This is a genomic window from Nocardioides hungaricus (genome assembly GCF_054782915.1).
This window is the reverse complement of the sequence record NZ_BAAGRO010000038.1, coordinates 1-22,965: the sequence shown is the minus strand read 5'-3', so window position 1 is coordinate 22,965 and position 22,965 is coordinate 1. Positions and strand designations below refer to the sequence as shown.

The window sequence follows — 22,965 nt, the reverse complement described above, 5'->3', positions numbered from 1 at the left end:
GTCGTCCGCCTCGCGACGTGACCCCAGAGGACTGTCCGAGCGGCGGAGTAGAATAGTTACATGGGTGTAGTTCCTGCAAGTTCGACACACCCCGGAGGCGATTCGCCGACCGGGGCAGTGGTCGCGCCTGGCACGCAGGAGTACCCGTCGGCCTCGCCCCTATCCAATCGTTTCCAGATTCTCGCCCTTGATGGAGGGGGTGCCAAGGCACTGTTCACCGCTCACGTGCTCGCGCGGCTGGAGCAGGACCTCGGCGTGAGCATCAACGACTCGTTCGACTTCATCGCCGGGACGTCGGCGGGTGGGATCGTCGCGCTCGGGTTGGGTGCTGGTCTCACCCCGAGCGAGATCGTGGGGCACTACGAAGAACTGGTGGAGGCTGTCTTCCCGACCGCGCGTCGGCGACTCTGGCGGCGGCCTCGCCAACTCACCGCACCCATCTACGACGCCAACGCGCTGCGCACCGCCTTGACGAAGGTGCTCGGTGACCGGTTGCTCGGGGACAGCACGAAGCGGTTAGTCATCCTAGCGTGGGACGTTCAACGAGGCTCCGTGCACATCTTCAAGACGCCGCACCACGCACGGCTCGCCCGAGACTGGCGCATCCCGATGGTGGACATCGCGATGGCGACCTCGGCGGCACCGCTCTACTTCCCTGCCGCGCGTGTCGATGGACACCGCCTCATCGACGGCGGCGTGTGGGCGAATAACCCCTCTGTCGTCGCGATCGCCGAGGCCGTGAGCATGCTCGACGTTCCGCTCGCCTCGATCAGGGTGCTCAACGTCGGCACCATCGACCAGCTCACGAACCACCCCAAGCGCCTCGACCGCGGCGGGCTTTTCAACTGGGCGAAGCCGATCGCGCCACTGATCCTTACAGCCGGCAGCCGTGGCGGACAGGGCATCGCTGAGCATCTGATCGGCAAGGCCGCTTTCACGAGGTTCGATGCTCTCGTGCCGGGCGGACTGTACGCACTCGACGCGGCAGACCCGAGCGATGTCGCCGGCCTCGCCGCGTCCGTGAGCCGCGAGCTCAGCCCCATCTACACCGCGCGATTCGCAGATCATCGCGCGGCCGACTACACACCGTTGATCGGAGACCGACACCGCGGCGACCCGACCAGCACGTCGACCACGGAGGTCTCCCGATGAAGCTCACTGACTACTTCAACGTCCTACTCAAGGACACCGTCAACCTCGGCCAGGTGAAGCTCGACTCGCTCGACTCTCGCGTCGAGGCGGTCTACAAGGCGTTGAAGGCCGACGAGCAGATCGGGCACCTCATCCTCGGCAAGACGCCCCAAGGCTCGTGGGCGCACAAGACCATCATCAACCCGGTGGGCAGCAACGAGTTCGACGCGGACTTCATGCTCAACATGAGCGAGAACGCCGACTGGTCCGACGATCCCAAGACGTACATCGAGGAGGTCTACGCGGCTCTGCACCGCCACAGCACCTACGGCAACAAGCCGCACTCACGCAAGTGCCGTTGCGTCCGACTCGTCTACGCGAACTCCATGCACCTCGACATCGTGCCGCACCTCAACCTCGCCGATGGTCGCGAAGTCATCGTCAACCGCGACGACAACGCCTGGGAACTGACCAACCCCCAGGGCTTCACAGACTGGATGAAGAACAAGGACACGCTCGCGAAGGGCAACCTCCGCAAGGTCATCCGGCTGATGAAGTACCTGCGCGACCACAAGAACTCCTTCACCGGCACACGGTCCATCCTCCTGACGACACTCCTCGGCGAGCAGGTCACCGAGCTGCGCACGCTGCTCGACCCCGGCTACTACAGCGACGTCCCAACCACCCTCCTGCACCTCGTGAAGGATCTCGACGCCTGGCTCCAGGCGCGCCCGATCAAGCCCTCCATTCCAGACCCGTCCGGGTCCGGGGTCACCTTCGACCATCGGTGGGAGCAGTCGACCTACAGCTACTTCCGAGACCGCATCCATGTCCACGCCGCCGAAATCGAGGAAGCGTACGAGGAGGAGAGTAAGGAGCGCAGCATTGAGTTGTGGCAGGGCATCTTCGGTGACGGATTCAAGGCGCCGGCCACTTCGTCCAACAGCGCGAAGTTCCCTGCAGCAGCTCCCGCGGCCGCTTCCACGGTGGGGCGGTCTGGCCGCGCGGGATGAGCCGACGCAATCGGGCCACGCTCTCGGCCTGGCAGAAGCATCTCGTTGACGAGCTGAGGTCACTCGCCAGGGAGCGCCCCCACGACGTGCGGATAGTTCAGCAGCCTCGGCTCGACTCTGACGGCGACGCCATCCTCCGACTCCGGCTCCACACCGCCGACGTCCCTCACCGCCCCGGCGGGCTGGAACTTGGAGACGACGAGGAGTTCATCGTCAAGATTCGCCCCTCGCTGTTCTCGCCGCCCAGCGCCGAGGTTGACCACACTCGCTTCCTCGGTTTCCCGCACGTCCTTCAAGGGCAGCGGCTCTGTACCTACCTCGACCCCTCACGCGAGTGGCGCCCATCCGCCGGAATGGCCGGGTTCCTCAGCCGACTGTGGGACTGGCTCACCGCCGCAGCGGCCGGCGCATTCGATCCCTCGACCGCGATGTACCACGCTGTCGGAGGAGTGCTCCACCACGCCGACGACACACCCACCATCGTCGTCCGCGAACCTGGACCGTCGAAGCGGCAGCAGATCGCTCGGCTCGTCGCCCGCTCACCGCACCGCTACGACCTCACCTACTCGACCGACCGCGACGGACACCGCACACCCGTCTTCCTCCTCGCGAGCGACCTTCCATTCGGCGCGGCATCCACCTTCGCGCTGTTCCTGACGCTCCTGGACGACCCGCACCTTGACCGCGCCGAAGGACGGCCACCAGAGGTCTCACCGCAGTCGCCCGCGTTCCTTACCTCGCTCCTCGCCAGCGCCCTACGAAACCCTGACGGCACCGAGCAGTACTTCGTGCTTGCTGTGCCGCACCCCGCAGGTGGACCGCATCATCTTCTCGGCGGGCGCTTGCCTGCGAGTACCGCCGACGCCCTGCGACGCCTCGCCAAGAAGCACGGCACCGCGGTCAACCTCGACCCTGGGATCATCAACGCCGACATCCCGATCGAATGGTGCAACATGTCCGACGAACGGCAAGAGGTCACAACCCGACGCGATGACAACCGCCCCGTCAATGGCTTCCAAGGAAAGACCGTACACATCTGGGGCTGCGGTGGCCTGGGCTCATGGCTCGCCGAGTTCATCGCACGCGCCGGAGCCAGCACCATCACCGTCTGCGACCCCGGCACCATCACCGGCGGACTGCTCGTGCGACAGAACTACACCGAAGCCGACATCGGCCAGACCAAGGCCGACGCCCTCGCCACACGCCTCCGCGCGATCCGCGACGACCTGACCGTCACCGTCGCAGAAGGAAGCGTCCCCGATCCAGCCGTCTCCCTCTCCGCGGACCTCATCATCGACGCCACCGTCAGCCACAGCATCACCACCTACCTCGACACCCTCGCCGGCGAAGACCGCACGGCACTCATCGCCCAAGTCGCCACCGACGCCAGGACGGGATCGCTCGGTATCGCCAACATCTGCGCGCCCGGTGCCACCTATGCGCCGTCTGAGCTTGACGACCAGGCAGGCCGCTCGGTAGTGGCCGATGGTGGGTTGGAGCTGTATCACCCGCTCTGGGAGGACGCAGCCGAAGGCGACGAACTAGTCCCCACCAGAGGATGCTCCGTACCCACGTTCCACGGCTCGGCCGCAGACCTCGCTGCCGTCGCCGCGACACTCGTCAACATGATCGGCCTGCACCTCCAACAGGCAGGGGCACCTGTTTCAGGAACCCACCTCATCGCTCTGCCGCACGCACCAGCCGGCCCCCGACATCAGTTCCTTCCGGCAAGGACAGGCACATCTGAGTGACCCTCCGATCGGTTCCATACGTCGGCGGTCCCGCGTACAGTAGAAGGCGAGGCAGCTTTCTCCTCCACGATGGCGCCCTCATGGGCAGGCCGGAATCGGCCACTCTCTGACGCACTGTCTCGCTCGACATCCGTGCGATGAGAGGACAGTGCCATGTTCCGTCTGCTCTGGGCCGCCAGCGTCCACACCCGCTACTACTTGCGGCGCTACATGCCCACCAACATCGCGCTCGACGCGATCCGCACCCGCCGCGGCCTGAAGTGGGGCGTACCCGCCATGCTGCTCGCCGGCCCGTACTTGCTCGCCGCGAGCATCTGCACCAACCTGATCGCCGACGACGGCCCCGGCTGGCTCAACCTCATCGTTCTATGGGGCGTGTGGAACGCGATGAAGTTCATCATCATGGGTCCGGTCAGCCTCGTGCTCCTGGCGCGGATTCGTCTCGCCGAGTCAGCAGCCCGTCGCCACCTCCGACGAGAGAACGACCGCATGACGCTCGTCGCCGCACCGGCAGAATGAGAGCGTGACCTTCCGCGACAACGACGGTCCCTCCGAGGGTGTGGTTGTGGAGCGCCTGCGCACCGAGGCAACGAACTGGATCAACGCCGTTGCGCTCCAGTCGGGACGCATTGACCGGCGCTTCCGGAAGGAGTATCCCGAGCAGGCGGAAGTGCAGGCCCTCGAAGTCGATCTGCACTTCTTCCTCATGGCGGTCGTCCGCCTTCGCCGGTGCATCGAACGGACAGCGAACCGTGTCCCCGGACTCGGCTCAACGCTGGGCGGTCGCCTCCGCGCCTTCGACGGCGAGGTCCCGTCGCTGCTCAGGCTCAGGAACGTGAGTGAGCACATTGACGAGTACAACCTTGACGAAGGCCGCGACGTAACGGTCAGCCGCAGACAGGTGCAGACCTGGTACCTCGACAAGTCCAGCAACGACAGCGCGATATGGGGCTGGCTCGGTGAACGCCTCGACATCGATCAGACGGAGAAGGCGGCGCTTGCCCTCTATCGCGGATTCCTCTCGGACTGCGATGCGTGGATCGCTGCACGGGCAGAGGTCGAGAACAACGACGACTCACAAGGCTGACTCCGCCCCAAACCGGACTACGCCTTCGTGGCGGATAGCAGAGTGGAGCGCACCGTACCCGGAGCCACGTCGAACCGCGCGCCGATCTGAGCCAATGACCAGCCGCGATCCCGCAACGCGAACGCCTCCTCCTTCTGCGCGAGAGACAGGCCGCGCCGTCGCATCGGGACGCCACGCCGATGCAGGTGTGCGCTCACGGTGCGGCGTTCGATACCGAACTCAGCGGCCAGCTCGTACACGGTCTGACCGGCGAGGTAGCCGTCCACGAGCGCGTCGATCGAGGCGGCATCGAGGCGCTTCTGCGCCTGCCGGATACCCGGAGCCTTCCCCGAGGGGACCGATCGCGGCTCCTGATCGACCACCGCGGAGCCCACAGACAGCCCGCTGACCAGGGACTTTGCGATCGGGGGCAGGGTTGGAACGTACTCTCGAAACTTCCACCAGAACCCTCCGGTCAGAGGCGCGGCGTCGTCTGCCAAGAGGATCCCTGTCGACCTTGACGGATGCCTCGCAGATCTCGTGGTCGCCGGCGGTTGCGCCTGCAAGGGTCAACGACGTGTCGACAGGATTGCGCGCTTGATTCGGCGCCGGCATGGATCGTAACGCGATTTCGTAATGCGATTGCTCGGTGGAACTTCACCGCTCCGCCCGCAAGCACGGGATCAGCGATGAAGACATCACACAAGCCGCTTCTACTTATCTGGTCGCCTACCTGATCGACGACGACCAGCCAGCCCGAGAGCTGAGGCTCGGGTTCGACATGACCGGACGACTTCTGGAGATCGTCGTCATGCTCCTCGATGACGACGCCGAGTTGGTTATCCACGCCATGAGGTGCCGACAGCAGTACTTCGACCTTCTGCCCGGAGGGCCATGACCATGACACCCAAGAAGACCCCTACTGCCCAGGGCAGGGCCGTCACCGACGACCTCGTCGACCAGCTCGCAGACGAGGCCGAGGCAGGCTACGACGTTCACTCCCTCAAGCGCACGGGCGGCCGCAAGCCGATCGGGTCCGCTGTCGCGCGCGTGATCCCGGTCCGCCTCGACCCTGAGCTCGAGGCCGCCCTGAAGGCCCACGCAGAGTCCGAGCACACGAACGCCAGCCAGGTCATCCGCGACGCGCTACGCGCCTGGCTCCGCTCTGCGTAGCCGCACTCGGCGAACGGCCCGGGACGTCATGCGGATTGCGCAACCGCTTCCACTGTCCGTCTGACGTCCGTGACCATCTTGACGAGGCGGCCGCCTGGATCCACGCCGCCTATCGCCGCTGCCTCGGGCTGGCGCCGTACCCTGCCGCCATCCCCGAGGGCTGGGAGCCGTCCTGGCTCTGACCTCGCCTCCCTCGGCGTGGGTCCGGGGCGCTTCGGCCCGGGATGCTTCGGGCGGCAGCGCCGACCTGCTCAGCCGCCGAGTCGGCGAGTTGCCCGCTGCTCCTGCCGGGCCGCCCGGCGGCGCCGCAGCCGGCGTACGAGTCGCGGGGCGTGGGTCTCGGCGGCGGGGTTGTCGATGATCCGGTTGAGGAGCTGGTGGTAGCCGGTCGGCGTCAGGTCGAACCGCTCGCGCAGGGCGGAGTCCTTGGTGCCCGCGTGGGTCACCCAGTCCTCCTCGAACGCGAGGATCTCGCGGTCGAGATCGGTCAGATCGTCTGCCTGCACGGGGGAATCCTCACACGAGGCCCGGCGAGACCAGGAACCGGTCCACCTCGATCCGGACGGCGACGCGCAGCGGGTTGGGCTGCGGCTGGCGGTAGCGCGAGGCGTAGCGGTCCATCGCCCGGCGTACCGACGCCTCGTCGTCCAGCACCGCCGCCCGGCCCTCGAGCGTGGACCAGCGGCCGCCGTCGACCTGGCACACCGCCACCCGGTCGGCGTGCGCCAGGTTCCGCACCTTCTGCGAGGTGTTGAAGGTGATGATCCAGGCGCACTCCCGCTCGGGGTCGAGCGCCAGCCCCACGGGTACGACGTGCGGCAGCCCGTCCGCGCGCAGCGTCGTGAGCGTGCAGAGGTGCCGCTCGGTCCAGAAGTCCAGCAGGTCCTGGGGGAAAGCATCCCAGCCCGGTCGCCACGAGGTCACGGGGGACATGCTGGCACGCCTCCCTGGCTACCGTCGGGGACATGCCGCAGCTCGCGCAGCTCATCGACACCGCCCTGGACCGCACGGTCGTGCCCGGCTACACGCGGATCGGCCCGGCGGTACGCCGCAGGCTGCCCACCTGGCCGGCCGACCCGCTCGCGGGGTCGATGGCCGGCAGGCGCGCGCTGGTGACCGGTGCGAGCAGCGGCCTCGGCGTCGCGACGGCCGAGGGGCTGGCCGCGCTCGGGGCCGAGGTGGTGCTGGTCGTGCGCGACACCGCGAAGGGCGCGGACGTGGCCGCCGGCATCGCGTCCCGCGTGCCGGGGGCGACTTTGGACGTGCGGCGCTGCGACGTCGGCGACCTCGACGACGTACGCCGGTTCGCCGGGTCGGTCGAGGGAGCGGTCGACGTCCTCGTGCACAACGCCGGGGCGATGCCGCCGGAGCGCGCCGAGTCGCCGCAGGGCCACGAGCTGTCGATGGCGGTGCACGTCCTCGGCCCGGTGCTGATGACCGAGCTGCTGGCCGACCGCTTCCGGGACGGCCGTGTGGTGTTGGTGACCTCCGGCGGCATGTACACGCAGCGGCTGCGCGCCGACGACCCGGAGTACCTCGCGGGCGAGTACCGGCCGACGACGGCCTACGCCCGCAGCAAGCGGGCCCAGGTCGAGCTGTTGCCGGTGCTCTCCCGCCGCTGGCCGGGGCTCGCGGTGCATGCCACCCACCCCGGCTGGGCGGACACCCCGGGCGTGGTCGACTCGCTCCCGCTGTTCCACCGGCTCACCGGCCCGCTGCTGCGCGACGCGAAGGGCGGCGCGGACACGACCGTCTGGCTCGCCGCCGCGCAGCCCCCGCCGCCCGGCGGCCGCCTCTGGCACGACCGCGCGCCGCGGCCGACCCAGCTGCTGCGCCGTACCCGCACCGGCGACGCCGAGCGGGAGCGGCTGTGGGAGTGGGTCGCGGGAGCGGTGGGTCTAGACCCAGCGTGAGAACCAGATCCGCTCCACCCACTCCGAGTGTGTGAGCAGCTGGTTGGTCCAGATCGGCCAGAACCACGCGAAGTTCACCAGGGCGAGCACGAGGAGCGCGCCGGAGACGATCACGCCGGCGGTACGCCGCGGCGAGGGTGCCCGGGCGGAGCCGATCAGCCTCCCCATGGCGAGCACGAGCGCGAGCACGAGAAACGGCAGCGCGACGACCGCGTAGAACAGGAAGATCGGCCGGTCGTCGTACTGGAGCCACGGCAGCCAGGTCGACGCGACGCCGACCACGGCGACCCCGAAGCGCCAGTCGCGGGCGCCCACCCACATCACCAGCGCGAAGAGCAGGGCCACGCTGCCGGCCCACCAGATCGTCGGGTTGCCGAGCAGCAGCACCTGGCGCAGGCAGCTGCTGCCCTTCGGCGCGTCACAGCCCTGCGTGCCCGGCTTGATGTCGGTCTCGGCAGCGACGCCGACCGGGCGGTTGAGGAGCAGCCAGCCCGACGGCTTGGAGGCGTAGGTGTGCGACCTGTCGTTGAGGAACTGAGTGTGGAAGGTGTAGACGTCCTGGTGGTAGTACCACAGCGACCGCAGCGACTGGGCGACCTCGCCCAGCCCGGAGGCGTCGGGCTCGGTGCGCGTCGGCCACTCCGAGCCGCCGTCGTACTTGGTGTACTGCGTCGCCGAGAGGTTCTGCTCGTACTCCTGGGCGTTGATCAGCCAGCCGGTCCACGTCGCGACGTAGACGACGAACGCGACCAGCACCAGGTGCACGAACGCGGGTACGCCGTCGACGACCGCCGAGCGGAGCACCGGCCAGCGCACGCCGAAGGAGCGCCGGGCGCCGGCCGACCACAGCCAGCACAGCAGGCCGAACGCGGCGAGCGGGTAGATCGCGGTCCACTTCGACCCGACCGCCAGCCCGAAGGACACGCCGGCGGCCAACAGCCAGGGGCGGAACAGCAGCCCGCGCACGGGGCCCCACGAACGGGCGTCGGCGACCTGATCCGGCTGCAATTGCGCCATCTTGGCACGGTGCCAGTCGCGGTCGGCGACCAGGCAGTGCACGCCGACCAGCACGAAGAACGCGACGAAGATGTCGAGCAGCGCGAGCCGCGAGAGCACGAACTGCAGGCCGTCGAGCATCAGCAGCAGGCCGCCGACGACGCCGAGCATGGTGGAGCCGGTCAGGCGGCGGACGAACCGGCACATCACCAGCACCATCAGCGAGCCGACGACGGCCGAGGCGACCCGCCAGCCGAACGGGTCCATCCCGAAGGCCTTGATCCCGAGCGCGATCAGCCACTTCCCGACCTCGGGGTGGACGATCATCTCCGGGCCGTCCTTGTAGACCCCGTCGGTGGTGGGGCCCTGGAGCAGGATCTTGTTGGCGTCCTCGGTGGTGTCGCGCTCGTAGCCGAAGTTCAGCAGCGACCAGGCGTCCTTGGCGTAGTACGTCTCGTCGAACTGGAACCGCTGCGGCTCGCCGAGCTGCCACAGCCGCAGGAACAGCGCCAGCAGCGCGACCGCGATGCTCGCCGTCCAGCCCACGAACGGGTCCTCGAGCGCGATCCGCGCCCGGGCGCGCTGCCAGGCGGAGGGTACGGCGCGGCCGGCGGCGTTGCGGGAGAGGCCGGCGCGCGCGGGAGGGCTCTCGGGCGGCGCGGCGGTCACGGTGGAAGACTCTACGGTCGTGGCCCATCGACCCGGCGTACTCGTCCTCGCGGCGACACCGATCGGCCGCGTCGCCGACGCTCCGCCGCGGCTGGCCGAGGAGCTGGCGACCGCCGACGTCGTGGCGGCCGAGGACACCCGCCGGCTCAAGCGGCTCACCGGCGACCTCGGCGTGACGGTGTCGGGTCGCGTCGTCTCCTACTTCGAGGGCAACGAGTCCGCCCGCACGCCCACGCTGCTGGAGGCGCTGCTGAGCGGCGAGCGGGTGCTGCTCGTGACCGACGCGGGCATGCCGAGCGTGTCCGACCCCGGCTACCGGCTCGTCGCCGCCGCGGTCTCGCACGACGTGCCGGTCACCGCCGTGCCCGGGCCGTCGGCGGTGCTCGCGGCGCTGGCGGTGAGCGGGCTGCCGGTCGACCGGTTCTGCTTCGAGGGGTTCCTGCCGCGCAAGGCGGGGGAGCGGTCCCGGCGGCTCGCGGCGCTGGCGGCCGAGGAGCGCACCATGGTGTTCTTCGAGGCGCCGCACCGCACGGGGGCTGCGCTCGCCGCGATGGCGGAGGCGCTCGGCGGCGACCGGCCGGCGGCGGTCTGCCGCGAGCTGACCAAGACCCACGAGGAGGTACGCCGCGGTCCGCTGGCCGACCTCGTCGCCTGGTCGGCCGAGGGCGTCCGGGGCGAGGTGACGATCGTCGTGCAGGGCGCGGCCGCGTCCGCGGCGATCGACAGCGACCCGGCGAGCCTGCGGGCCGCGGTCGCGGACCTCGAGGCCGGCGGTGCCACGCGCAAGGACGCGATCGCGGAGGTGGCCCGGCTGGCCGGCGTACCCAAGCGCGAGGTCTACAACCTGGTCCACGGAGGAGACCGATGAGCGAGCGGATCACCACCATCGCCCACGAGGGCCTGACCTTCGACGTCCTCGACGAGGGGCCGGTCGAGGGCGCGCCGGTGGTGCTGCTGCACGGCTTCCCCGAGCGCAGCAGCTCGTGGCGCGAGGTGGCGCCGCTGCTGCACGCGGCCGGGCTGCGGACGCTCGCGATGGACCAGCGCGGCTACTCGCCGGGCGCCCGCCCGCGCGGCCGGCGCAGCTACCGGATGCAGCACCTCGCCGGCGACGTCGCCGCGCTGATCGGCCGGCTCGGGCAGCCGGTGCACCTGGTCGGGCACGACTGGGGTGCCGCCGTAGGCTGGGCGGTCGCGGGCCGCTTCCCCTCGCAGGTGCTGACGTACACGGCCCTCTCGGTGCCGCACCCGGCGGCGTTCGCCCGCGCGATGAGGGGCAGGAGCCAGCGCCGCCGGTCGCGCTACATGGCGCTGTTCAACCTCCCGGTGCTGCCCGAGCTGGCGGCCCGCAGGCCCGGCGGCTACTTCGACCGGGCGATGGCCCGGGGCGGCATGACCCCGGACGAGGTCGCGCGGTTCCGGCGCGAGGTCGTGGAGTACGGCGCCCTGCGGCATGCCCTGGGCTGGTACCGCGCCCTGCCGCTCACGCGGCCCGGCGGCACCGACTTCCGGGTCGCCGTCCCGACCACGCTGGTGTGGAGCGATCGCGACATCGCGATCGGCCGCGAGGGGGTCGATGGCACCGCCCGATGGGTCGACGCGCCGTACGACCTGGTCGTGCTCGCGGGCGTCGGCCACTGGATCCCGACGCAGGCGCCGCGGGCGGCCGCGGACGCGATCCTGGCGCGGGTGCGCGGATGAGCGCCTCGACGACCGGGCGCCCGCCCGCCCCCGAGCCGCTGCCGCACCCGGTCGTGGACAACCACTGCCACCTCGACGTCGTCCGCTCCGGCGACGACGCCCTGCCGGTGGAGGAGGCGCTGGCGGCGGCCACCGCGGTCGGCGTCACCCGGATCGTGCAGATCGGCTGCGACCTGCCCGGTGCCCGGTGGGCCGTCGAGGCGGCCTCGCGGCATCCGTCGCTCGTGGCCGGTGTCGCCCTGCACCCCAACGAGGCGCCCCGCCTCGCCTCGCTCGACGACGCGATGGCCGAGATCGAGTCGCTCGCGTCGGCCCACGACCGGGTGCGAGCCGTGGGGGAGACCGGCCTCGACCACTTCCGCACGGGGGCCGAGGGTCTCGCGGTGCAGGAGGAGTCGTTCCGCCGGCACATCGACCTCGCGAAGCGCCTCGACAAGACGCTGGTCATCCACGACCGCGATGCCCACGCCGACGTGCTGCGCGTCCTCGACTCCGAGGGCGTGCCGGAGCGCTGGGTGATGCACTGCTTCTCCGGCGACGCGTCCTTCGCCCGTGCCTGCCTCTCGCGGGGCGCGTTCCTGTCCTTCGCCGGCACGGTGACCTTCAAGAACGCCGCGTCGCTGCGCTCGGCTCTGGTCGTCACGCCGCAGGACCGGGTGCTGGTCGAGACCGATGCGCCGTACCTGACGCCGATGCCCTACCGCGGCCGCACCAACGCCTCCTACCTGGTCCCGCTCACCATGCGCGCGATGGCCGACGTCCGTGGCGACGACCTCGGCGACCTCTGTGCGGCGGTCGACGCCAACACGGGGGTGGCGTTCGGTGGGGGCTGGTAGGCGGGATGGATCCCCGGCCAGCCGGGGATCCCTGACGTTGTCGGCCGTTGCAACCCCTGACAACGTCAGGAAGAGCCTGACCAGTGTTGCTGGTGAGGCCGGTGGGTCTCGGCCGGTACGGCGTCGCATCGGCTGGCGGTGCCGACCCGTCGCGTGGAGCGCCCGCGACGCAGCCGCGGGGCGGGAGGTCTGGACCGGGATTCGCGGCCGTCATCGAGACCCCGTTTCCGCTGGTCAGCGGGGCAATTACGGCGCCGCGGTCGCCGGTCGCGCGGGAACTTTACCGTCGAGACCCTGCTCACGATCGCCCGAGATATGACAGGTTCGGTTTGCAATCGCGCGGGAAGGCTGGTGGTCTGGACTCACTTGATGGCCGGGATCGGGAACGATCCGCCAGTGCCGGCGGCCCAGTGGAGCCGCCGCAGACACACCCCCGAACGCACGACTCCGCAGCCGCGGACGGACGCGTCCGGCGCGCTGGCACCCGAGGCCCGGGGAGTACGACGTTCGGAGAATCGTGCAGGACAGCAAGCCCAGCCGGTGGCTCAGCCGCATCATCCGCAGCCGACCCCTGATGATCGCCCTCGCGGGCGTCGTGGTCCTCGCGGTTGCCGGCTCGACGTGGGGCTACACCGCCCTCAGCAAGACCGTGACCCTCAACCTCGACGGGAAGCCCCAGCAGGTCACCGCGTTCGGCGGGACCGTCGGCGACGTCCTCGCGGCCGAGGGCATCGAGGTCGGCGACAAGGACGTCGTCGCGCCGAGCCTCGACGAGGAGATCACCGACGGCAGCGAGATCACCGTCGAGTTCGCCCGTCCCTTCGAGCTGAACGTCGACGGCGAGAGCCAGACCTACTGGGTCACCGCCACCACCGTCTCCCGCGCCCTGGATCAGGTCGGCCGCGCCTACCGCGGCTCCGAGCTCTCCGCGAGCCGCGGCGGCAGCATCGACCGCGAGGGCATGACCCTCGAGGTCGTCACGCCGAAGAAGCTGAAGGTCAAGCTCGGCGCGCGGAAGATGGTCACCAGGACCGTCACCGCGCTGACCGTCGAGGACGCGCTGAAGGAGCTCGGCGTGACCCTCACCAGGTACGACGAGACCACGCCCGGCCCGAAGCAGGCGCTGGAGGACGGCGACAAGCTGGTCTTCACGAACGTCCGCATCGTCAAGAGGTACGTCGCCGGCGAGGCCGTGGACTTCGGCACCGTCGAGCAGGAGGACTCCTCGGCGTACGAGGGCGAGACCTCCGTCGTACGCGCCGGTGAGACCGGACTGCGCAACGTCACCTACCGGATCGTCTACCGCAACGGCGAGATCTCGGTCCGCAGGGTGCTCAAGCAGACCGTGCTGCGCCAGCCGGTCGACGAGATCGTGAAGGTCGGCACCAAGGCACCCGTGGCGAACTTCGCCGGCGGCAGCACCGTCTGGGACCGGCTCGCCCAGTGCGAGTCCGGGGGCAACTGGGCCATCAACACCGGCAACGGCTACTACGGCGGCCTCCAGTTCAGCCTCGGCACCTGGCAGGCGTACGGCGGCAGCGGCCTGCCGAGCAACGCCAGCCGCGAGACCCAGATCGCGATCGCGACCAAGGTCCGCGACGCGTCCGGGGGGTACGGCGCCTGGCCGGCCTGCGCCGCCTCGCTGGGGCTGCCTCGATAGGTTGACCCCCATGTCGACGTCCGCGGGCCCTCGCCTGTTGGGGCCCGCGGACGTCCGTGCGCTGGCGGCCCGGCTCGACCTGCGGCCGACCAAGCAGCGGGGCCAGAACTTCGTCATCGACGCCAACACCGTGCGCCGGATCGTGCGCGAGTCCGGCGTCGGCCCGAGCGATGTGGTGGTCGAGGTCGGCCCCGGTCTCGGCTCCCTGACGCTCGCGCTGCTGGAGGTCGCCGGCCGGGTGGTCGCGATCGAGGTCGACGACCGGCTCGCCGGGCTGCTGCCCGAGACGATCGCGGAGCACGCCCCGGCCCAGGCCGACCGGTTCGAGGTCGTCCTCGCGGACGCGCTGCGGATCGAGGAGGTCCCCGGCCCGCCTCCCACCGCGCTGGTCGCCAACCTCCCCTACAACGTCTCTGTGCCGGTCCTGCTGCACCTGATGACCCTGCTGCCCTCGCTCGAGCGCGGCCTGGTGATGGTGCAGGCCGAGGTCGCCGACCGGCTGGCCGCGAAGCCCGGTTCCAAGGTGTACGGCGTCCCCTCGGTCAAGGCCGCCTGGTTCGCGGACGTCCGCCGGGCCGGCGCCGTCGGCCGCAACGTCTTCTGGCCCGCGCCCAACGTCGACTCCGGCCTGGTCGCCTGGACCCGGCGCGAGCCGCCGGCGACCACCGTGACCCGCGAGCAGGTTTTCGCGGTCGTCGACGCCGCGTTCGCCCAGCGCCGCAAGGCGCTCCGCGGCGCGCTGCGGGTGCTCGCGCCCGGCGAGGCAGTCGACGCCGCACTGGCGTCGGCCGGGGTCGACCCGCTGGCGCGCGGCGAGACGCTCACCGTCGAGGACTTCGTCCGGATCGCGGAAGGTCTGCCCCCGGAGACGACATGGAGGTGACGGTCCGCGCGCCCGCCAAGGTCAACCTGCACCTCGGCGTCGGCGCCCCGCGCGAGGACGGCTTCCACCCGCTGCTGACCGTCTACCAGGCCGTCGGCCTGTACGACGACCTCACCGCCCGCACCGCGCCCGGCTGGTCGCTCGGCGCCGGCCTGCCGGACTGGATGCCGGCGGACGCCGTACCCCTGGCCGGGGAGAACATCGTCGACCGGGCGGCCGACCTGCTCGCCGCCCACCACGGCATCGCGCGCACCGGCGAAGTGCACATCGCCAAGGCGATCCCCGTCGCCGGCGGCATGGCGGGCGGCTCGGCGGACGCCGCCGCGGCGCTGGTCGCGCTGGACCGGCTGTGGGGGGTCCGCACCTCCGACGAGGACCTGCTCGCGCTGGCCGCGCGGCTCGGCAGCGACGTGCCGTTCGCGCTGCTCGGAGGTACGGCGCTCGGCACCGGCCGCGGCGAGCTGGTCGAGCCGGTCGAGGACCGCGGCACCTGGTGGTGGGTCGTCGTGCCGGCCGAGCGGGGCCTGGCGACGCCCGAGGTCTACCGGCACTTCGACCGGATGTTCCCCGACGCGCCGTCCGAGCCGGTGCCCGCCGACGCGCTGCTCGAGGCGATCGCCGCCGGCGACACCTGGGCGCTCGCGGACTCGCTGCACAACGACCTGGAGGCCGCCGCCCTCGACCTGCGGCCGGAGCTCGGCGACCTGATCGAGCTCGGCGAGGCCGCCGGTGCCCTGCGCGGCATCGTGTCCGGATCCGGCCCGACCTGCGTGTTCCTCTGCGGCTCCGCCGACCAGGCCCGCTCGCTCGCCGCCGAGCTGTCGGGCACCGGCCACCCCGTCGTCCTCGCCGCGAACGGCCCCGTCGCCGGCGCCCACCTGGTGGCTTACGCCTAGAGTCCATCCGGCATGGCAAATCTGATCAACCTCGAGCGGGTCTCGAAGTCCTACGGCGTCCGGCCGCTCCTCACCGACGTCTCCCTCGGCATCTCCCTCGGCCAGCGGGTCGGCATCGTCGGCCGCAACGGCGACGGCAAGACCACGCTGCTCGAGGTGATGACCGGACTCGAGGAGCCCGACTTCGGCCGGGTCTCGCGGCAGCGCGGGCTGCTGGTGGGCTACCTCCACCAGGGCGACGAGCTCGTGGACAGCCACACCGTCCGCGAGGCGGTGCTCGGCGGGCGCGACGACCACGAGTGGGCCGCCGTACCCCGGATGCGCGAGATCGTCGAGGTGCTGCTCGCCGGCGTCTCGCTGGACCGGTCGGTGACGGGGCTCTCCGGCGGCGAGCGCCGCCGCTGCTCGCTGGCCGCGCTGCTGCTGGGCGACCACGACCTCGTCGTACTGGACGAGCCCACGAACCACCTCGACGTCGAGGCCGTCGCCTGGCTCGCCCGGCACCTCGCCGCCCGCCCGTCCGCGCTGGTCGTCGTCACGCACGACCGGTGGTTCCTGGACGAGGTCTGCCAGTGGACGTGGGAGGTGCACGACGGTGTCGTCGACGTCTACGAGGGCGGGTACGCCGCCTTCGTGCTCGCCCAGGCCGAGCGGCAGCGCCAGGCCGCCGCCTCGGAGGTACGCCGCCAGAACCTGGTCCGCAAGGAGCTCGCCTGGCTGCGTCGCGGCGCGCCGGCGCGGACGTCGAAGCCCAAGTTCCGCATCGACGCCGCCAACCAGCTGATCGAGGACGTGCCGCCGCCACGGGACCGGCTCGAGCTCCAGCGGTTCGCCACCCAGCGGCTCGGCAAGGACGTGATCGACGTCGAGGACGTCGACCTCGTGCGCGGCGACCGGCGACTGCTCACGCACGCCACCTGGCGGCTCGGCCCCGGCGACCGGGTCGGCATCGTCGGCGTCAACGGCGCCGGCAAGACCTCGGTCCTCGCGCTGCTCGCCGGCGAGCTGGCCCCGGCCGCGGGTCGGGTGCGGCACGGCCGCACGGTCGCGCTCCAGCACCTCACCCAGCAGCTCGACGACCTCGACCCCGAGGGCCGGGTGCTGCCCACCGTCGAGTCGATCCGCCGGGTCACCCGGACGACGGACGGCGAGGTGACGGCGACCGCGATGCTGGAGCGGTTCGGGTTCACCGGCGACCGGCTCACCGCCCGGATCGGCGACCTCTCCGGCGGCGAGCGGCGCCGGTTCCAGCTGCTCCGCCTGCTGCTCACCGAGCCCAACGTGCTGCTGCTCGACGAGCCCACCAACGACCTCGACATCGAGACCCTCAACGTGCTGGAGGACTTCCTCGACGGCTGGCCCGGCACGCTCGTCGTCGTCTCCCACGACCGGTACTTCCTCGAGCGGGTCACCGACTCCGTCTGGGCGCTGCTCGGCGGCCAGATCTCGATGCTGCCGCGGGGTGTGGATGAGTACCTGGAGCGGCGCCATCTCGCCGCAATTGCGCCGTTTGGACAGGTCGGGCCGCCGGCTGACCGTTCTAACAGCGCAATTGCGCCGTTTGAGCAAGCCGCGAACGAGCAGGCCCGGAACGAGCAGGCCCGGAAGGTCAAGGCGGGGAGCGCCGGGGAGCGCGCGGCCCGCAAGACACTGGCGCGGATCGACAGGCAGCTCGAGCGGGTCGCCGCGCGCGAGGCCGAGCTGAACGCCGAGATCGCCCAGCAGATCGCCGAGCACGCGCAGGACTACGCGAGGCTCGCCGAGCTCACCGCCCAGCTCGACGAGCTGGCGGCCGAGAAGGACGAGCTCGAGCGGGAGTGGCTCGAGGCGGCCGAGGTGCTCGACTAGGACACGCTCTAGGAGCCGAACGGCGCCAGCAGCGTGCGCAGCAGGCCGGCCAGCCGGGTGCGGTCGCGCTCGGGCAGGCCGGCGAGGAAGGTCCCTTCCGCCTCGAGCAGCTGCTCGAAGGCCTGGTCGACGGCCGCCTTGCCCTCGGGCGTGAGCCGCACCAGCACGCCGCGGCGGTCGTGCGGGTCGGGCAGCCGCTCGACGAGCCCGCGGGAGGTGAGCCGGTCGACCCGGTTGGTCATGGTGCCGCTGGTCACCAGCGTCTCGCGGAGCAGTCGGCCGGGGGACAGCTCGTACGGCGCGCCGGCCCGCCGCAGCGCGGCCAGCACGTCGAACTCCCACGACTCCACCCGGGCGGCCGTGAAGGCATCCCGGCGGGCCAGGTCCAGGTGCCGCGCCAGCCGGCCGATCCGGCTGAACACCTCGACCGGCGCGACGTCGAGGTCAGGACGCTCGCGCGCCCACGCCTCGACCAGCTCGTCGACCTCGTCCCGCATGGGGAGAAGCGTAGAGGATGCGTCGAGAATCTTGACATCAAGATATATCCGGCGCACGATGCGGGCATGGCGCACACCTGGGACCCGGACCGCTACCTGACCTTCGCCGACGAGCGCGGCCGCCCGTTCGGCGACCTGGTGAGCAGGGTCGGCGCCACCGCGCCCGCCACCGTGGCCGACCTCGGCTGCGGCCCCGGCAACCTCACCGCCCTGCTCGCCGACCGCTGGCCCGACGCCGCCGTCACCGGCCTCGACTCCAGCCCGGAGATGGTCGAGAGGGCCCGCGCCACCGGCTCCCGCGTCCGCTACGACGTCACCGACCTGCGCGACTGGGCGCCGCCCGCGCCCGTCGACGTCTTCGTCTCCAACGCCGCGCTCCAGTGGGTCCCCGGCCATCTCGACCTGCTGCCCCGGCTGGTCGACCAGGTGAGCCCCGGCGGCTGGTTCGCCTTCCAGGTGCCCGGCAACTTCGACGAGCCGAGCCACACGATCCGCACCGAGCTGGCCGCCGAGGAGCAGTACGCCGCCCACACTCGCGCCGCCGCCGTACCCGCCAGCCACGACCCGGCCGCCTACCTCGACGCGCTGGCCCGGCTCGGCTGCGCCGTCGACGCGTGGGAGACGACGTACCTCCATGTCCTCACCGGCCCCGACCCGGTCTTCACCTGGGTCTGTGGCACCGGCGCCCGCCCGACCCTGCAGGCGCTGCCCGGCGACCTGCGCCCGGCGTTCGAGGCGGAGTTCCGGCAACGGCTCGCGGCGGCGTACCCCGTGCACGAGTACGGCGTCGTGCTGCCCTTCCGCCGGATCTTCGTGGTCGCGCAGGTGGCGGCGTGAGTCCCCGATGAGGCTCCACCACGTCCAGGTCGCCTGCCCCCGCGGCGGCGAGGACGGCGCGCGCCGGTTCTGGGCCGAGGGGCTCGGCATGGCCGAGGTGGCGAAGCCGGCCGACCTCGCCGGGCGCGGCGGCTGCTGGTTCCGCGCCGAGGCGGCGGAGGTGCACGTCGGCGTCGAGGAGCCGTTCGCACCCGCTCGCAAGGCGCACCCGGCCCTGGTCGTCGCCGACCTCGACGCGATCGCGGACCGGCTGGTCGCGCTGGGCTTCGAGGTCGACTGGAGGGAGCGGCACACGTTCCCCGGCTTCGAGCGGTGTCACGCCTTCGACGCGCACGGCAACCGGGTCGAGCTGCTCGGCTATCCCCGATAGCTCCCGTCGGGCAGCATCGCGGGGCAGGTGCCGCCCGGGGTCGTGGCCAGCTCGAAGTGCCAGATCTCGTTGGCGAAGACCTGGCACAGCCCGTAGTCGGCACCGTGCCGGATCAGCCAGTCGTCGGCGTCGGTCGGGCCGATGTCGACCGCGTCGCCGGTGACGTGCGCGGAGACGTCCGGGGTGGAGACGTAGCGGCGCGCCTCCTCCTCGCTGCCGTACGTGGCGACGGCCGCGGTGAACAGGCGCTGCTGGTGCTCGCGGCTGCGCCAGCCGCTGGTGATCTTCAGCCTCACGCCGTCGTCCCGCGCGGCGCGGCCCGCGGCCCGGACGGCCCCGCGGAGGTCCGGATCGAGGCGGGCGACCGTCGGCCGGGCGGGCGTCGCGCCGGCCGACGGCTGCTCGGCCGCTCCGCCGGAGCGGCAGCCGATCGCGACCAGGGCGACGACGAGGATCGTGACGGGAAGGGCGAGGAGTCTGACCACACGGGGACCGTAGGCAGCCGGACTGCTTGCGGACCTCCCCCGCAGGTGCCTAGTCGCCCGACCAGGGGCCGGCACCGGTCCCCCGCGAGTACCTACCCGCGCCCGAGGGCCCGACGGCCGAGCACCACGACGCCCGCGCCGAAGAACCCGATCAGGCCCCACCCGAGCGGCCGGTTGCCGCCGTCGGCGAACAGCATCGCGACTCCCGCGGCCAGCGGCACCAGGCAGGCCAGGGCCATGAGGAGGAGGGTCCAGTTCACGCCGCCGCTGCCGCTCACGGGGACGAGGATGTCACGAGCTCCGGCGTGGCGAGGCCGCGGGTGACCCCGCGGGAGTGAGGAAGATCGGGTTCGTCAGCGCGACCATGGCGGTCCCGCGGCGCACCTCGGCCCGCACGAACGGCGTACCGCCCGGGACGCCCCGGTCCAGGGCGATCGCGCCGCTCTCGTCGGCGGCGGCGGAGCCGAAGCGGACGGAGCCCGGACCGAGCAGCGTGGCCCGGCAGCCGGGCACGCCGGCGACCTCCAGGCGTACGGCGACCTCCGACCCGGGATCGCTCGGGACGCGGTCGCCGATCTGGCCGGTCACACTGCCGAGCGTCGCGGTGAGGCCCAGGTCGATCGCCGACGACTCGGCGATCCAGCACCGACCCTCCCGGTAGGCCCGGACCAGCGCCTCGACCGACAACTCCTCGGCCCGCACGACCGTCTGCGGAAGCCCGATCCGCTGGCTCTCGCGGTGGGTGTCGGAGTTGCCGACCGCCGGCTTGAAGACGCCTCTGGTGAGCAGGTCGTGCCAGCGTGTCACCGCCGCGGAGTCGAAGGCGTCCCACGGTCCGTTCCAGACCTCGATCGCGTCCATGTGGGTGAACTCGGTGTCGAGGTCCCAGCGGATCGAGGGCACGGGGACGTTCGGGTGGGCGGCGATCGAGATGCCGCCCAGGTCCCGGACCTGCTGGGTGAACTCGGCGAGGCGCTGCGCGTCGCGGTAGCGCCAGTCGATCCAGGTGCCGTTCGGGATGCCGGTCGCGAGCCAGTGGCCGAGCCGCGTCGTGACCTCCTCGCCCGGGATGACCAGGAAGCCCTCGGGCACGTAGCGCCCCCAGGTCCCGGTGGCCGAGCTCGTGTTGTGCTCGGAGGTGCCGATGAAGTCGAGGCCGGCCGCGACGGCGTACTCGAGCACCTGCCTCTGGGTCTGCGAGCCGTCGGAGTGGACGGTGTGCACGTGGAGGTCGCCGCGGTACCAGCCGGCGCCGGTCCCGGGTACGGCGGTCGGCGCCGGGGCCGGCTCGAAGTCGGCCCCGGCGGCGCCGTGGACCAGCGTCACCCGCACCTCGTAGTCGATCGGCGTGACGACCTGGTACGGCCCCAGGGCGATGCGCCACCTGCCCGGCGTGATCGGCCCGGGCAGGTAGCCAGGTGTCGCGGACGTCCGGCTCAGCCGGAAGGAGGTGCGGGCGCCGCCCGACCAGCCGCGGAAGCCCTTCGCGTTGCCGACCCCGATCCCGGAGGAGTCGAAGATCCCGATGTCGATGACGTTCTTGCTGAACCCGAGGCCGCTGTCGATCGGGTCGGGGTAGGTGTAGCTCACCTCGATCCGGCGCACCCCCTTCGGCACCTTGAACGGCAGGTAGTACCAGTCGTCCCTGGTGGAGGCCGAGAACCTCCCGCGGAACACCTTGGTGGTCCTGGTGCCCGCCTCGGCGGGCGCGAAGGTCAGCAGGGGCGCGGAGGCGACGGTGCCGGCGCCGGCGACGAGCAGGGCGCGGCGGTCGAGGTGGCTCATCGCCTCGTGCCGATCCCGCCGCGGGCCTGGCTGGAGAGCATCGAGCCGTTGCTCTGGTGGCTCAGCACCGAGAGGTTGCTCTGCGAGGAGAGCATGGACCCCGTCGACATCCACGAGCCGATCGAGAAGGCCGACATCGCCGACCCGACCGACCCGATCGACGCGAACGACGCGACGCTGCCGACGGACAGCATCGACCCCTCCGAGCAGATGGACAGGAACGAGTTGCGGGATCGCCACGACAGCACACCAGCAGGGTAGCCGCGGGTTTCGGGCCAGGGGAATGTCCGCCGTACCCTTGACGACTGTCATGCCCACTGCACGTACCTACGAGGTCCGCACCTACGGTTGCCAGATGAACATTGTCCTGACGGCCCCGCTTCGCGGTCACGACCTTTCGAGCGGTAGAGCGTGGAGATTCGCTGGTAAGGACGCGGGCAGCTTAGCGCCCGAGACCGACAGGGTGGACTTCACTGGATGCAGAAGAACCCCACTGGCTCAGCGCCAGTGGGGTTCCCTGTGAGATGGGTTAGAAGGCGTCCGCGACCTTGATGGTGTCGTAGCTGCCGAGCTTCTTGGAGTCGGTGTTGAAACAGTCCATCTTGGTCGACTCGCCCTCCTGCATCTCGTTGGAGGAGCACTCAATCTCAGTCACGACGGTCTTGCCGTCATAGAGGCGGAACGTGAGCAGCGCCGTACGCCCTCCACCAGGGACATCCTGGTCATCCTCAAGGGTGACGTTCAGGTTCTTGATGGTCGCGCCCCCGAACTGCTCTGGTGTCACCTTCCAGCCGTCCGCGATGGCGAACCCATCGTGGTCGAACGCCTTACCTTCGGTAACGGCGGTCGGCTTGTCGTTCTTGGCTTCGTCATTGATGGCCTTGTCGACAGAGTCAGCAGCCAGGCCGAGGATAGCGAAGCAGCCGCCGACGAAGGGCACCATGAGGAGGACCAGCACGAGGAGCACGTTGCGCAGCGTGTGCTTCTTCTTCTGGGGAGGCTGTTGGTAGTACACGGGCTGTTGCGGAACCTGCGCGGGCGAACCCGTCTGCGGCTGAGCCGGTCGGGTCTGCTCCGTCCAGGCGGTCCCGTCCCAGTACCGCTCGCCGTCCCCGCTCGGATACCAGCCTGCGGGTGTGGTGCTTCCGTCGGTCATGAGTCTCTCCCTACTGATTGTGTTGCTGCCTCGCGTCCGTCTCCGCGAAGTCCGCGCGAGCCTAGTGGTGACCACGGACTGCTCGCAGCGCTTGTGTGAACCTCGATGCGCTTACCCCCTCCGGGGCAACGCGCTAAGTGACTCACTGGTAGCCGGTCCGGTGCATGGTTGCCTTGGACACGTCAGAAGGCATGGATTTTCGCCAACCTCGCATAGATTTTCTCGGTTCGGATTGTCAAGGGCCAGCAGGAACTGCCCAGTGGCGGACATGAAACCTGCCCGCTGACGGTCACGAGATC

Annotated in this window: 27 protein-coding genes; 18 read left to right on the top strand and 9 right to left on the bottom strand. The window is 70.9% G+C overall.

Annotated features, from left to right (window positions below; translation table 11 throughout):
- Positions 1 to 60 precede the first annotated feature (60 nt).
- The 5 genes from ACYVKX_RS16280 to ACYVKX_RS16260 all read left to right on the top strand — a co-directional run bounded on the left by ACYVKX_RS16280 (position 61) and on the right by ACYVKX_RS16260 (position 4,982).
- Positions 61 to 1,152: a CBASS cGAMP-activated phospholipase gene (locus tag ACYVKX_RS16280; protein ID WP_460834514.1), complete on the top strand. Its 1,092-nt coding sequence runs from the start codon at positions 61 to 63 to the stop codon at positions 1,150 to 1,152.
- Positions 1,149 to 2,144 (top strand): SMODS domain-containing nucleotidyltransferase, encoded by a 996-nt coding sequence (locus ACYVKX_RS16275; protein WP_460834511.1) that lies wholly within the window; start codon positions 1,149 to 1,151, stop codon positions 2,142 to 2,144. The genes ACYVKX_RS16280 and ACYVKX_RS16275 overlap by 4 nt, the downstream gene beginning before the upstream one ends.
- A complete protein-coding gene (locus ACYVKX_RS16270; RefSeq protein ID WP_460834509.1) occupies positions 2,141 to 3,895 on the top strand; it encodes a ThiF family adenylyltransferase in 1,755 nt (584 codons plus the stop codon). Before ACYVKX_RS16275 ends, ACYVKX_RS16270 begins: the two co-directional genes overlap by 4 nt.
- A gap of 153 nt (positions 3,896 to 4,048) precedes the next feature.
- Positions 4,049 to 4,414, top strand: a complete 366-nt coding sequence (locus ACYVKX_RS16265; RefSeq protein WP_460834507.1) for a sulfate permease — start codon at positions 4,049 to 4,051, stop codon at positions 4,412 to 4,414.
- A gap of 4 nt (positions 4,415 to 4,418) precedes the next feature.
- Entirely contained in the window at positions 4,419 to 4,982 is a 564-nt protein-coding gene (locus ACYVKX_RS16260; RefSeq protein WP_460834505.1) for a hypothetical protein, read from the top strand.
- Between the two features lie 17 nt (positions 4,983 to 4,999).
- Here ACYVKX_RS16260 and ACYVKX_RS16255 read toward each other — a convergent pair whose 3' ends face one another.
- The gene (locus ACYVKX_RS16255) at positions 5,000 to 5,344 is read right to left on the bottom strand and encodes a helix-turn-helix domain-containing protein (RefSeq protein ID WP_460834503.1); all 345 of its coding nucleotides are present in this window, start codon (positions 5,342 to 5,344) and stop codon (positions 5,000 to 5,002) included.
- A gap of 266 nt (positions 5,345 to 5,610) precedes the next feature.
- Here ACYVKX_RS16255 and ACYVKX_RS16250 point away from each other — a divergent pair, with 266 nt between their 5' ends.
- Both ACYVKX_RS16250 and ACYVKX_RS16245 read left to right on the top strand, forming a co-directional pair.
- On the top strand, positions 5,611 to 5,859 hold the full coding sequence (locus tag ACYVKX_RS16250) for a hypothetical protein (protein WP_460834501.1): 249 nt from the start codon (positions 5,611 to 5,613) through the stop codon (positions 5,857 to 5,859).
- A 2-nt stretch (positions 5,860 to 5,861) separates the two neighbouring features.
- The gene (locus ACYVKX_RS16245; protein ID WP_460834500.1) at positions 5,862 to 6,134 is read left to right on the top strand and encodes a ribbon-helix-helix domain-containing protein; all 273 of its coding nucleotides are present in this window, start codon (positions 5,862 to 5,864) and stop codon (positions 6,132 to 6,134) included.
- Positions 6,135 to 6,385: 251 nt separating this feature from the next.
- Here the strand turns inward: ACYVKX_RS16245 and ACYVKX_RS16240 are convergent, their stop codons facing one another.
- Both ACYVKX_RS16240 and ACYVKX_RS16235 read right to left on the bottom strand, forming a co-directional pair.
- Positions 6,386 to 6,640, bottom strand: coding sequence for a DUF3263 domain-containing protein (locus ACYVKX_RS16240; protein ID WP_460834498.1), 255 nt, complete (start codon positions 6,638 to 6,640; stop codon positions 6,386 to 6,388).
- A 10-nt stretch (positions 6,641 to 6,650) separates the two neighbouring features.
- Positions 6,651 to 7,067 (bottom strand): pyridoxamine 5'-phosphate oxidase family protein, encoded by a 417-nt coding sequence (locus ACYVKX_RS16235; RefSeq protein ID WP_460834495.1) that lies wholly within the window; start codon positions 7,065 to 7,067, stop codon positions 6,651 to 6,653.
- Positions 7,068 to 7,099: 32 nt separating this feature from the next.
- Between ACYVKX_RS16235 and ACYVKX_RS16230 the strand changes: the two genes are divergently transcribed.
- Positions 7,100 to 8,047: an SDR family NAD(P)-dependent oxidoreductase gene (locus ACYVKX_RS16230; RefSeq protein WP_460834493.1), complete on the top strand. Its 948-nt coding sequence runs from the start codon at positions 7,100 to 7,102 to the stop codon at positions 8,045 to 8,047.
- On the opposite strand, the gene ACYVKX_RS16225 is transcribed toward ACYVKX_RS16230, so the two are convergent.
- Positions 8,033 to 9,712: a dolichyl-phosphate-mannose--protein mannosyltransferase gene (locus ACYVKX_RS16225; RefSeq protein ID WP_460834490.1), complete on the bottom strand. Its 1,680-nt coding sequence runs from the start codon at positions 9,710 to 9,712 to the stop codon at positions 8,033 to 8,035. The two genes, ACYVKX_RS16230 and ACYVKX_RS16225, sit on opposite strands and share 15 nt — an antisense overlap.
- Before the next feature lie 19 nt (positions 9,713 to 9,731).
- Between ACYVKX_RS16225 and rsmI the strand changes: the two genes are divergently transcribed.
- The 7 genes from rsmI (at position 9,732) to ACYVKX_RS16190 (ending at position 17,536) form a co-directional block, all read left to right on the top strand.
- Positions 9,732 to 10,580: a 16S rRNA (cytidine(1402)-2'-O)-methyltransferase gene (gene rsmI / locus ACYVKX_RS16220; RefSeq protein ID WP_460834488.1), complete on the top strand. Its 849-nt coding sequence runs from the start codon at positions 9,732 to 9,734 to the stop codon at positions 10,578 to 10,580.
- The gene (locus tag ACYVKX_RS16215) at positions 10,577 to 11,413 is read left to right on the top strand and encodes an alpha/beta fold hydrolase (RefSeq protein WP_460834486.1); all 837 of its coding nucleotides are present in this window, start codon (positions 10,577 to 10,579) and stop codon (positions 11,411 to 11,413) included. Before rsmI ends, ACYVKX_RS16215 begins: the two co-directional genes overlap by 4 nt.
- Positions 11,410 to 12,249, top strand: a complete 840-nt coding sequence (locus tag ACYVKX_RS16210) for a TatD family hydrolase (RefSeq protein WP_460834482.1) — start codon at positions 11,410 to 11,412, stop codon at positions 12,247 to 12,249. Before ACYVKX_RS16215 ends, ACYVKX_RS16210 begins: the two co-directional genes overlap by 4 nt.
- A gap of 517 nt (positions 12,250 to 12,766) precedes the next feature.
- On the top strand, positions 12,767 to 13,909 hold the full coding sequence (locus ACYVKX_RS16205; protein ID WP_460834480.1) for a ubiquitin-like domain-containing protein: 1,143 nt from the start codon (positions 12,767 to 12,769) through the stop codon (positions 13,907 to 13,909).
- Positions 13,910 to 13,919: 10 nt separating this feature from the next.
- Complete coding sequence (rsmA, locus tag ACYVKX_RS16200) at positions 13,920 to 14,792, top strand: 16S rRNA (adenine(1518)-N(6)/adenine(1519)-N(6))-dimethyltransferase RsmA (RefSeq protein WP_460834478.1); 873 nt, start codon at positions 13,920 to 13,922, stop codon at positions 14,790 to 14,792.
- Entirely contained in the window at positions 14,783 to 15,688 is a 906-nt protein-coding gene (locus ACYVKX_RS16195; RefSeq protein WP_460834476.1) for a 4-(cytidine 5'-diphospho)-2-C-methyl-D-erythritol kinase, read from the top strand. The genes rsmA and ACYVKX_RS16195 overlap by 10 nt, the downstream gene beginning before the upstream one ends.
- Positions 15,689 to 15,700: 12 nt before the next feature.
- On the top strand, positions 15,701 to 17,536 hold the full coding sequence (locus ACYVKX_RS16190) for an ABC-F family ATP-binding cassette domain-containing protein (RefSeq protein ID WP_460834474.1): 1,836 nt from the start codon (positions 15,701 to 15,703) through the stop codon (positions 17,534 to 17,536).
- Positions 17,537 to 17,544: 8 nt separating this feature from the next.
- On the opposite strand, the gene ACYVKX_RS16185 is transcribed toward ACYVKX_RS16190, so the two are convergent.
- Positions 17,545 to 18,033 (bottom strand): MarR family winged helix-turn-helix transcriptional regulator, encoded by a 489-nt coding sequence (locus tag ACYVKX_RS16185; RefSeq protein ID WP_460834472.1) that lies wholly within the window; start codon positions 18,031 to 18,033, stop codon positions 17,545 to 17,547.
- Positions 18,034 to 18,099: 66 nt separating this feature from the next.
- Between ACYVKX_RS16185 and ACYVKX_RS16180 the strand changes: the two genes are divergently transcribed.
- Positions 18,100 to 18,870, top strand: a complete 771-nt coding sequence (locus tag ACYVKX_RS16180; protein ID WP_460834470.1) for a trans-aconitate 2-methyltransferase — start codon at positions 18,100 to 18,102, stop codon at positions 18,868 to 18,870.
- Positions 18,871 to 18,877: 7 nt separating this feature from the next.
- Entirely contained in the window at positions 18,878 to 19,240 is a 363-nt protein-coding gene (locus ACYVKX_RS16175; RefSeq protein WP_460834467.1) for a VOC family protein, read from the top strand.
- Here ACYVKX_RS16175 and ACYVKX_RS16170 read toward each other — a convergent pair.
- The 3 genes from ACYVKX_RS16170 to ACYVKX_RS16160 form a co-directional block, all read right to left on the bottom strand.
- Positions 19,228 to 19,725 carry a M15 family metallopeptidase gene (locus tag ACYVKX_RS16170; RefSeq protein WP_460834462.1) on the bottom strand — a complete coding sequence of 166 codons (498 nt, stop codon included), beginning with the start codon at positions 19,723 to 19,725 and terminating at the stop codon, positions 19,228 to 19,230. The genes ACYVKX_RS16175 and ACYVKX_RS16170 overlap by 13 nt on opposite strands.
- Before the next feature lie 92 nt (positions 19,726 to 19,817).
- On the bottom strand, positions 19,818 to 20,003 hold the full coding sequence (locus ACYVKX_RS16165; RefSeq protein ID WP_460834459.1) for a hypothetical protein: 186 nt from the start codon (positions 20,001 to 20,003) through the stop codon (positions 19,818 to 19,820).
- Between the two features lie 13 nt (positions 20,004 to 20,016).
- On the bottom strand, positions 20,017 to 21,510 hold the full coding sequence (locus ACYVKX_RS16160) for a CehA/McbA family metallohydrolase (protein ID WP_460834456.1): 1,494 nt from the start codon (positions 21,508 to 21,510) through the stop codon (positions 20,017 to 20,019).
- Here ACYVKX_RS16160 and ACYVKX_RS16155 point away from each other — a divergent pair.
- Positions 21,502 to 21,771 (top strand): hypothetical protein, encoded by a 270-nt coding sequence (locus ACYVKX_RS16155; protein ID WP_460834453.1) that lies wholly within the window; start codon positions 21,502 to 21,504, stop codon positions 21,769 to 21,771. The two genes, ACYVKX_RS16160 and ACYVKX_RS16155, sit on opposite strands and share 9 nt — an antisense overlap.
- A 268-nt stretch (positions 21,772 to 22,039) precedes the next feature.
- Here ACYVKX_RS16155 and ACYVKX_RS16150 read toward each other — a convergent pair whose 3' ends face one another.
- Complete coding sequence (locus tag ACYVKX_RS16150; protein WP_460834450.1) at positions 22,040 to 22,666, bottom strand: DUF2510 domain-containing protein; 627 nt, start codon at positions 22,664 to 22,666, stop codon at positions 22,040 to 22,042.
- Between the last annotated feature and the right edge of the window lie 299 nt (positions 22,667 to 22,965).

What these genes read in the sequence shown, in the direction of transcription:
- ACYVKX_RS16280 (WP_460834514.1), top strand. Translation starts at nt 61, where the DNA reads ATGGGTGTAGTTCCTGCAAGTTCGACACACCCCGGAGGCGATTCGCCG.
- ACYVKX_RS16275 (WP_460834511.1), top strand. Translation starts at nt 1,149, where the DNA reads ATGAAGCTCACTGACTACTTCAACGTCCTACTCAAGGACACCGTCAAC.
- ACYVKX_RS16270 (WP_460834509.1), top strand. Translation starts at nt 2,141, where the DNA reads ATGAGCCGACGCAATCGGGCCACGCTCTCGGCCTGGCAGAAGCATCTC.
- ACYVKX_RS16265 (WP_460834507.1), top strand. Translation starts at nt 4,049, where the DNA reads ATGTTCCGTCTGCTCTGGGCCGCCAGCGTCCACACCCGCTACTACTTG.
- ACYVKX_RS16245 (WP_460834500.1), top strand. Translation starts at nt 5,862, where the DNA reads ATGACACCCAAGAAGACCCCTACTGCCCAGGGCAGGGCCGTCACCGAC.
- ACYVKX_RS16235 (WP_460834495.1), bottom strand. Translation starts at nt 7,067, where the DNA reads ATGTCCCCCGTGACCTCGTGGCGACCGGGCTGGGATGCTTTCCCCCAG.
- ACYVKX_RS16230 (WP_460834493.1), top strand. Translation starts at nt 7,100, where the DNA reads ATGCCGCAGCTCGCGCAGCTCATCGACACCGCCCTGGACCGCACGGTC.
- ACYVKX_RS16215 (WP_460834486.1), top strand. Translation starts at nt 10,577, where the DNA reads ATGAGCGAGCGGATCACCACCATCGCCCACGAGGGCCTGACCTTCGAC.
- ACYVKX_RS16210 (WP_460834482.1), top strand. Translation starts at nt 11,410, where the DNA reads ATGAGCGCCTCGACGACCGGGCGCCCGCCCGCCCCCGAGCCGCTGCCG.
- rsmA (WP_460834478.1), top strand. Translation starts at nt 13,920, where the DNA reads ATGTCGACGTCCGCGGGCCCTCGCCTGTTGGGGCCCGCGGACGTCCGT.
- ACYVKX_RS16195 (WP_460834476.1), top strand. Translation starts at nt 14,783, where the DNA reads ATGGAGGTGACGGTCCGCGCGCCCGCCAAGGTCAACCTGCACCTCGGC.
- ACYVKX_RS16190 (WP_460834474.1), top strand. Translation starts at nt 15,701, where the DNA reads ATGGCAAATCTGATCAACCTCGAGCGGGTCTCGAAGTCCTACGGCGTC.
- ACYVKX_RS16185 (WP_460834472.1), bottom strand. Translation starts at nt 18,033, where the DNA reads ATGCGGGACGAGGTCGACGAGCTGGTCGAGGCGTGGGCGCGCGAGCGT.
- ACYVKX_RS16180 (WP_460834470.1), top strand. Translation starts at nt 18,100, where the DNA reads ATGGCGCACACCTGGGACCCGGACCGCTACCTGACCTTCGCCGACGAG.
- ACYVKX_RS16175 (WP_460834467.1), top strand. Translation starts at nt 18,878, where the DNA reads ATGAGGCTCCACCACGTCCAGGTCGCCTGCCCCCGCGGCGGCGAGGAC.
- ACYVKX_RS16160 (WP_460834456.1), bottom strand. Translation starts at nt 21,510, where the DNA reads ATGAGCCACCTCGACCGCCGCGCCCTGCTCGTCGCCGGCGCCGGCACC.
- ACYVKX_RS16150 (WP_460834450.1), bottom strand. Translation starts at nt 22,666, where the DNA reads ATGACCGACGGAAGCACCACACCCGCAGGCTGGTATCCGAGCGGGGAC.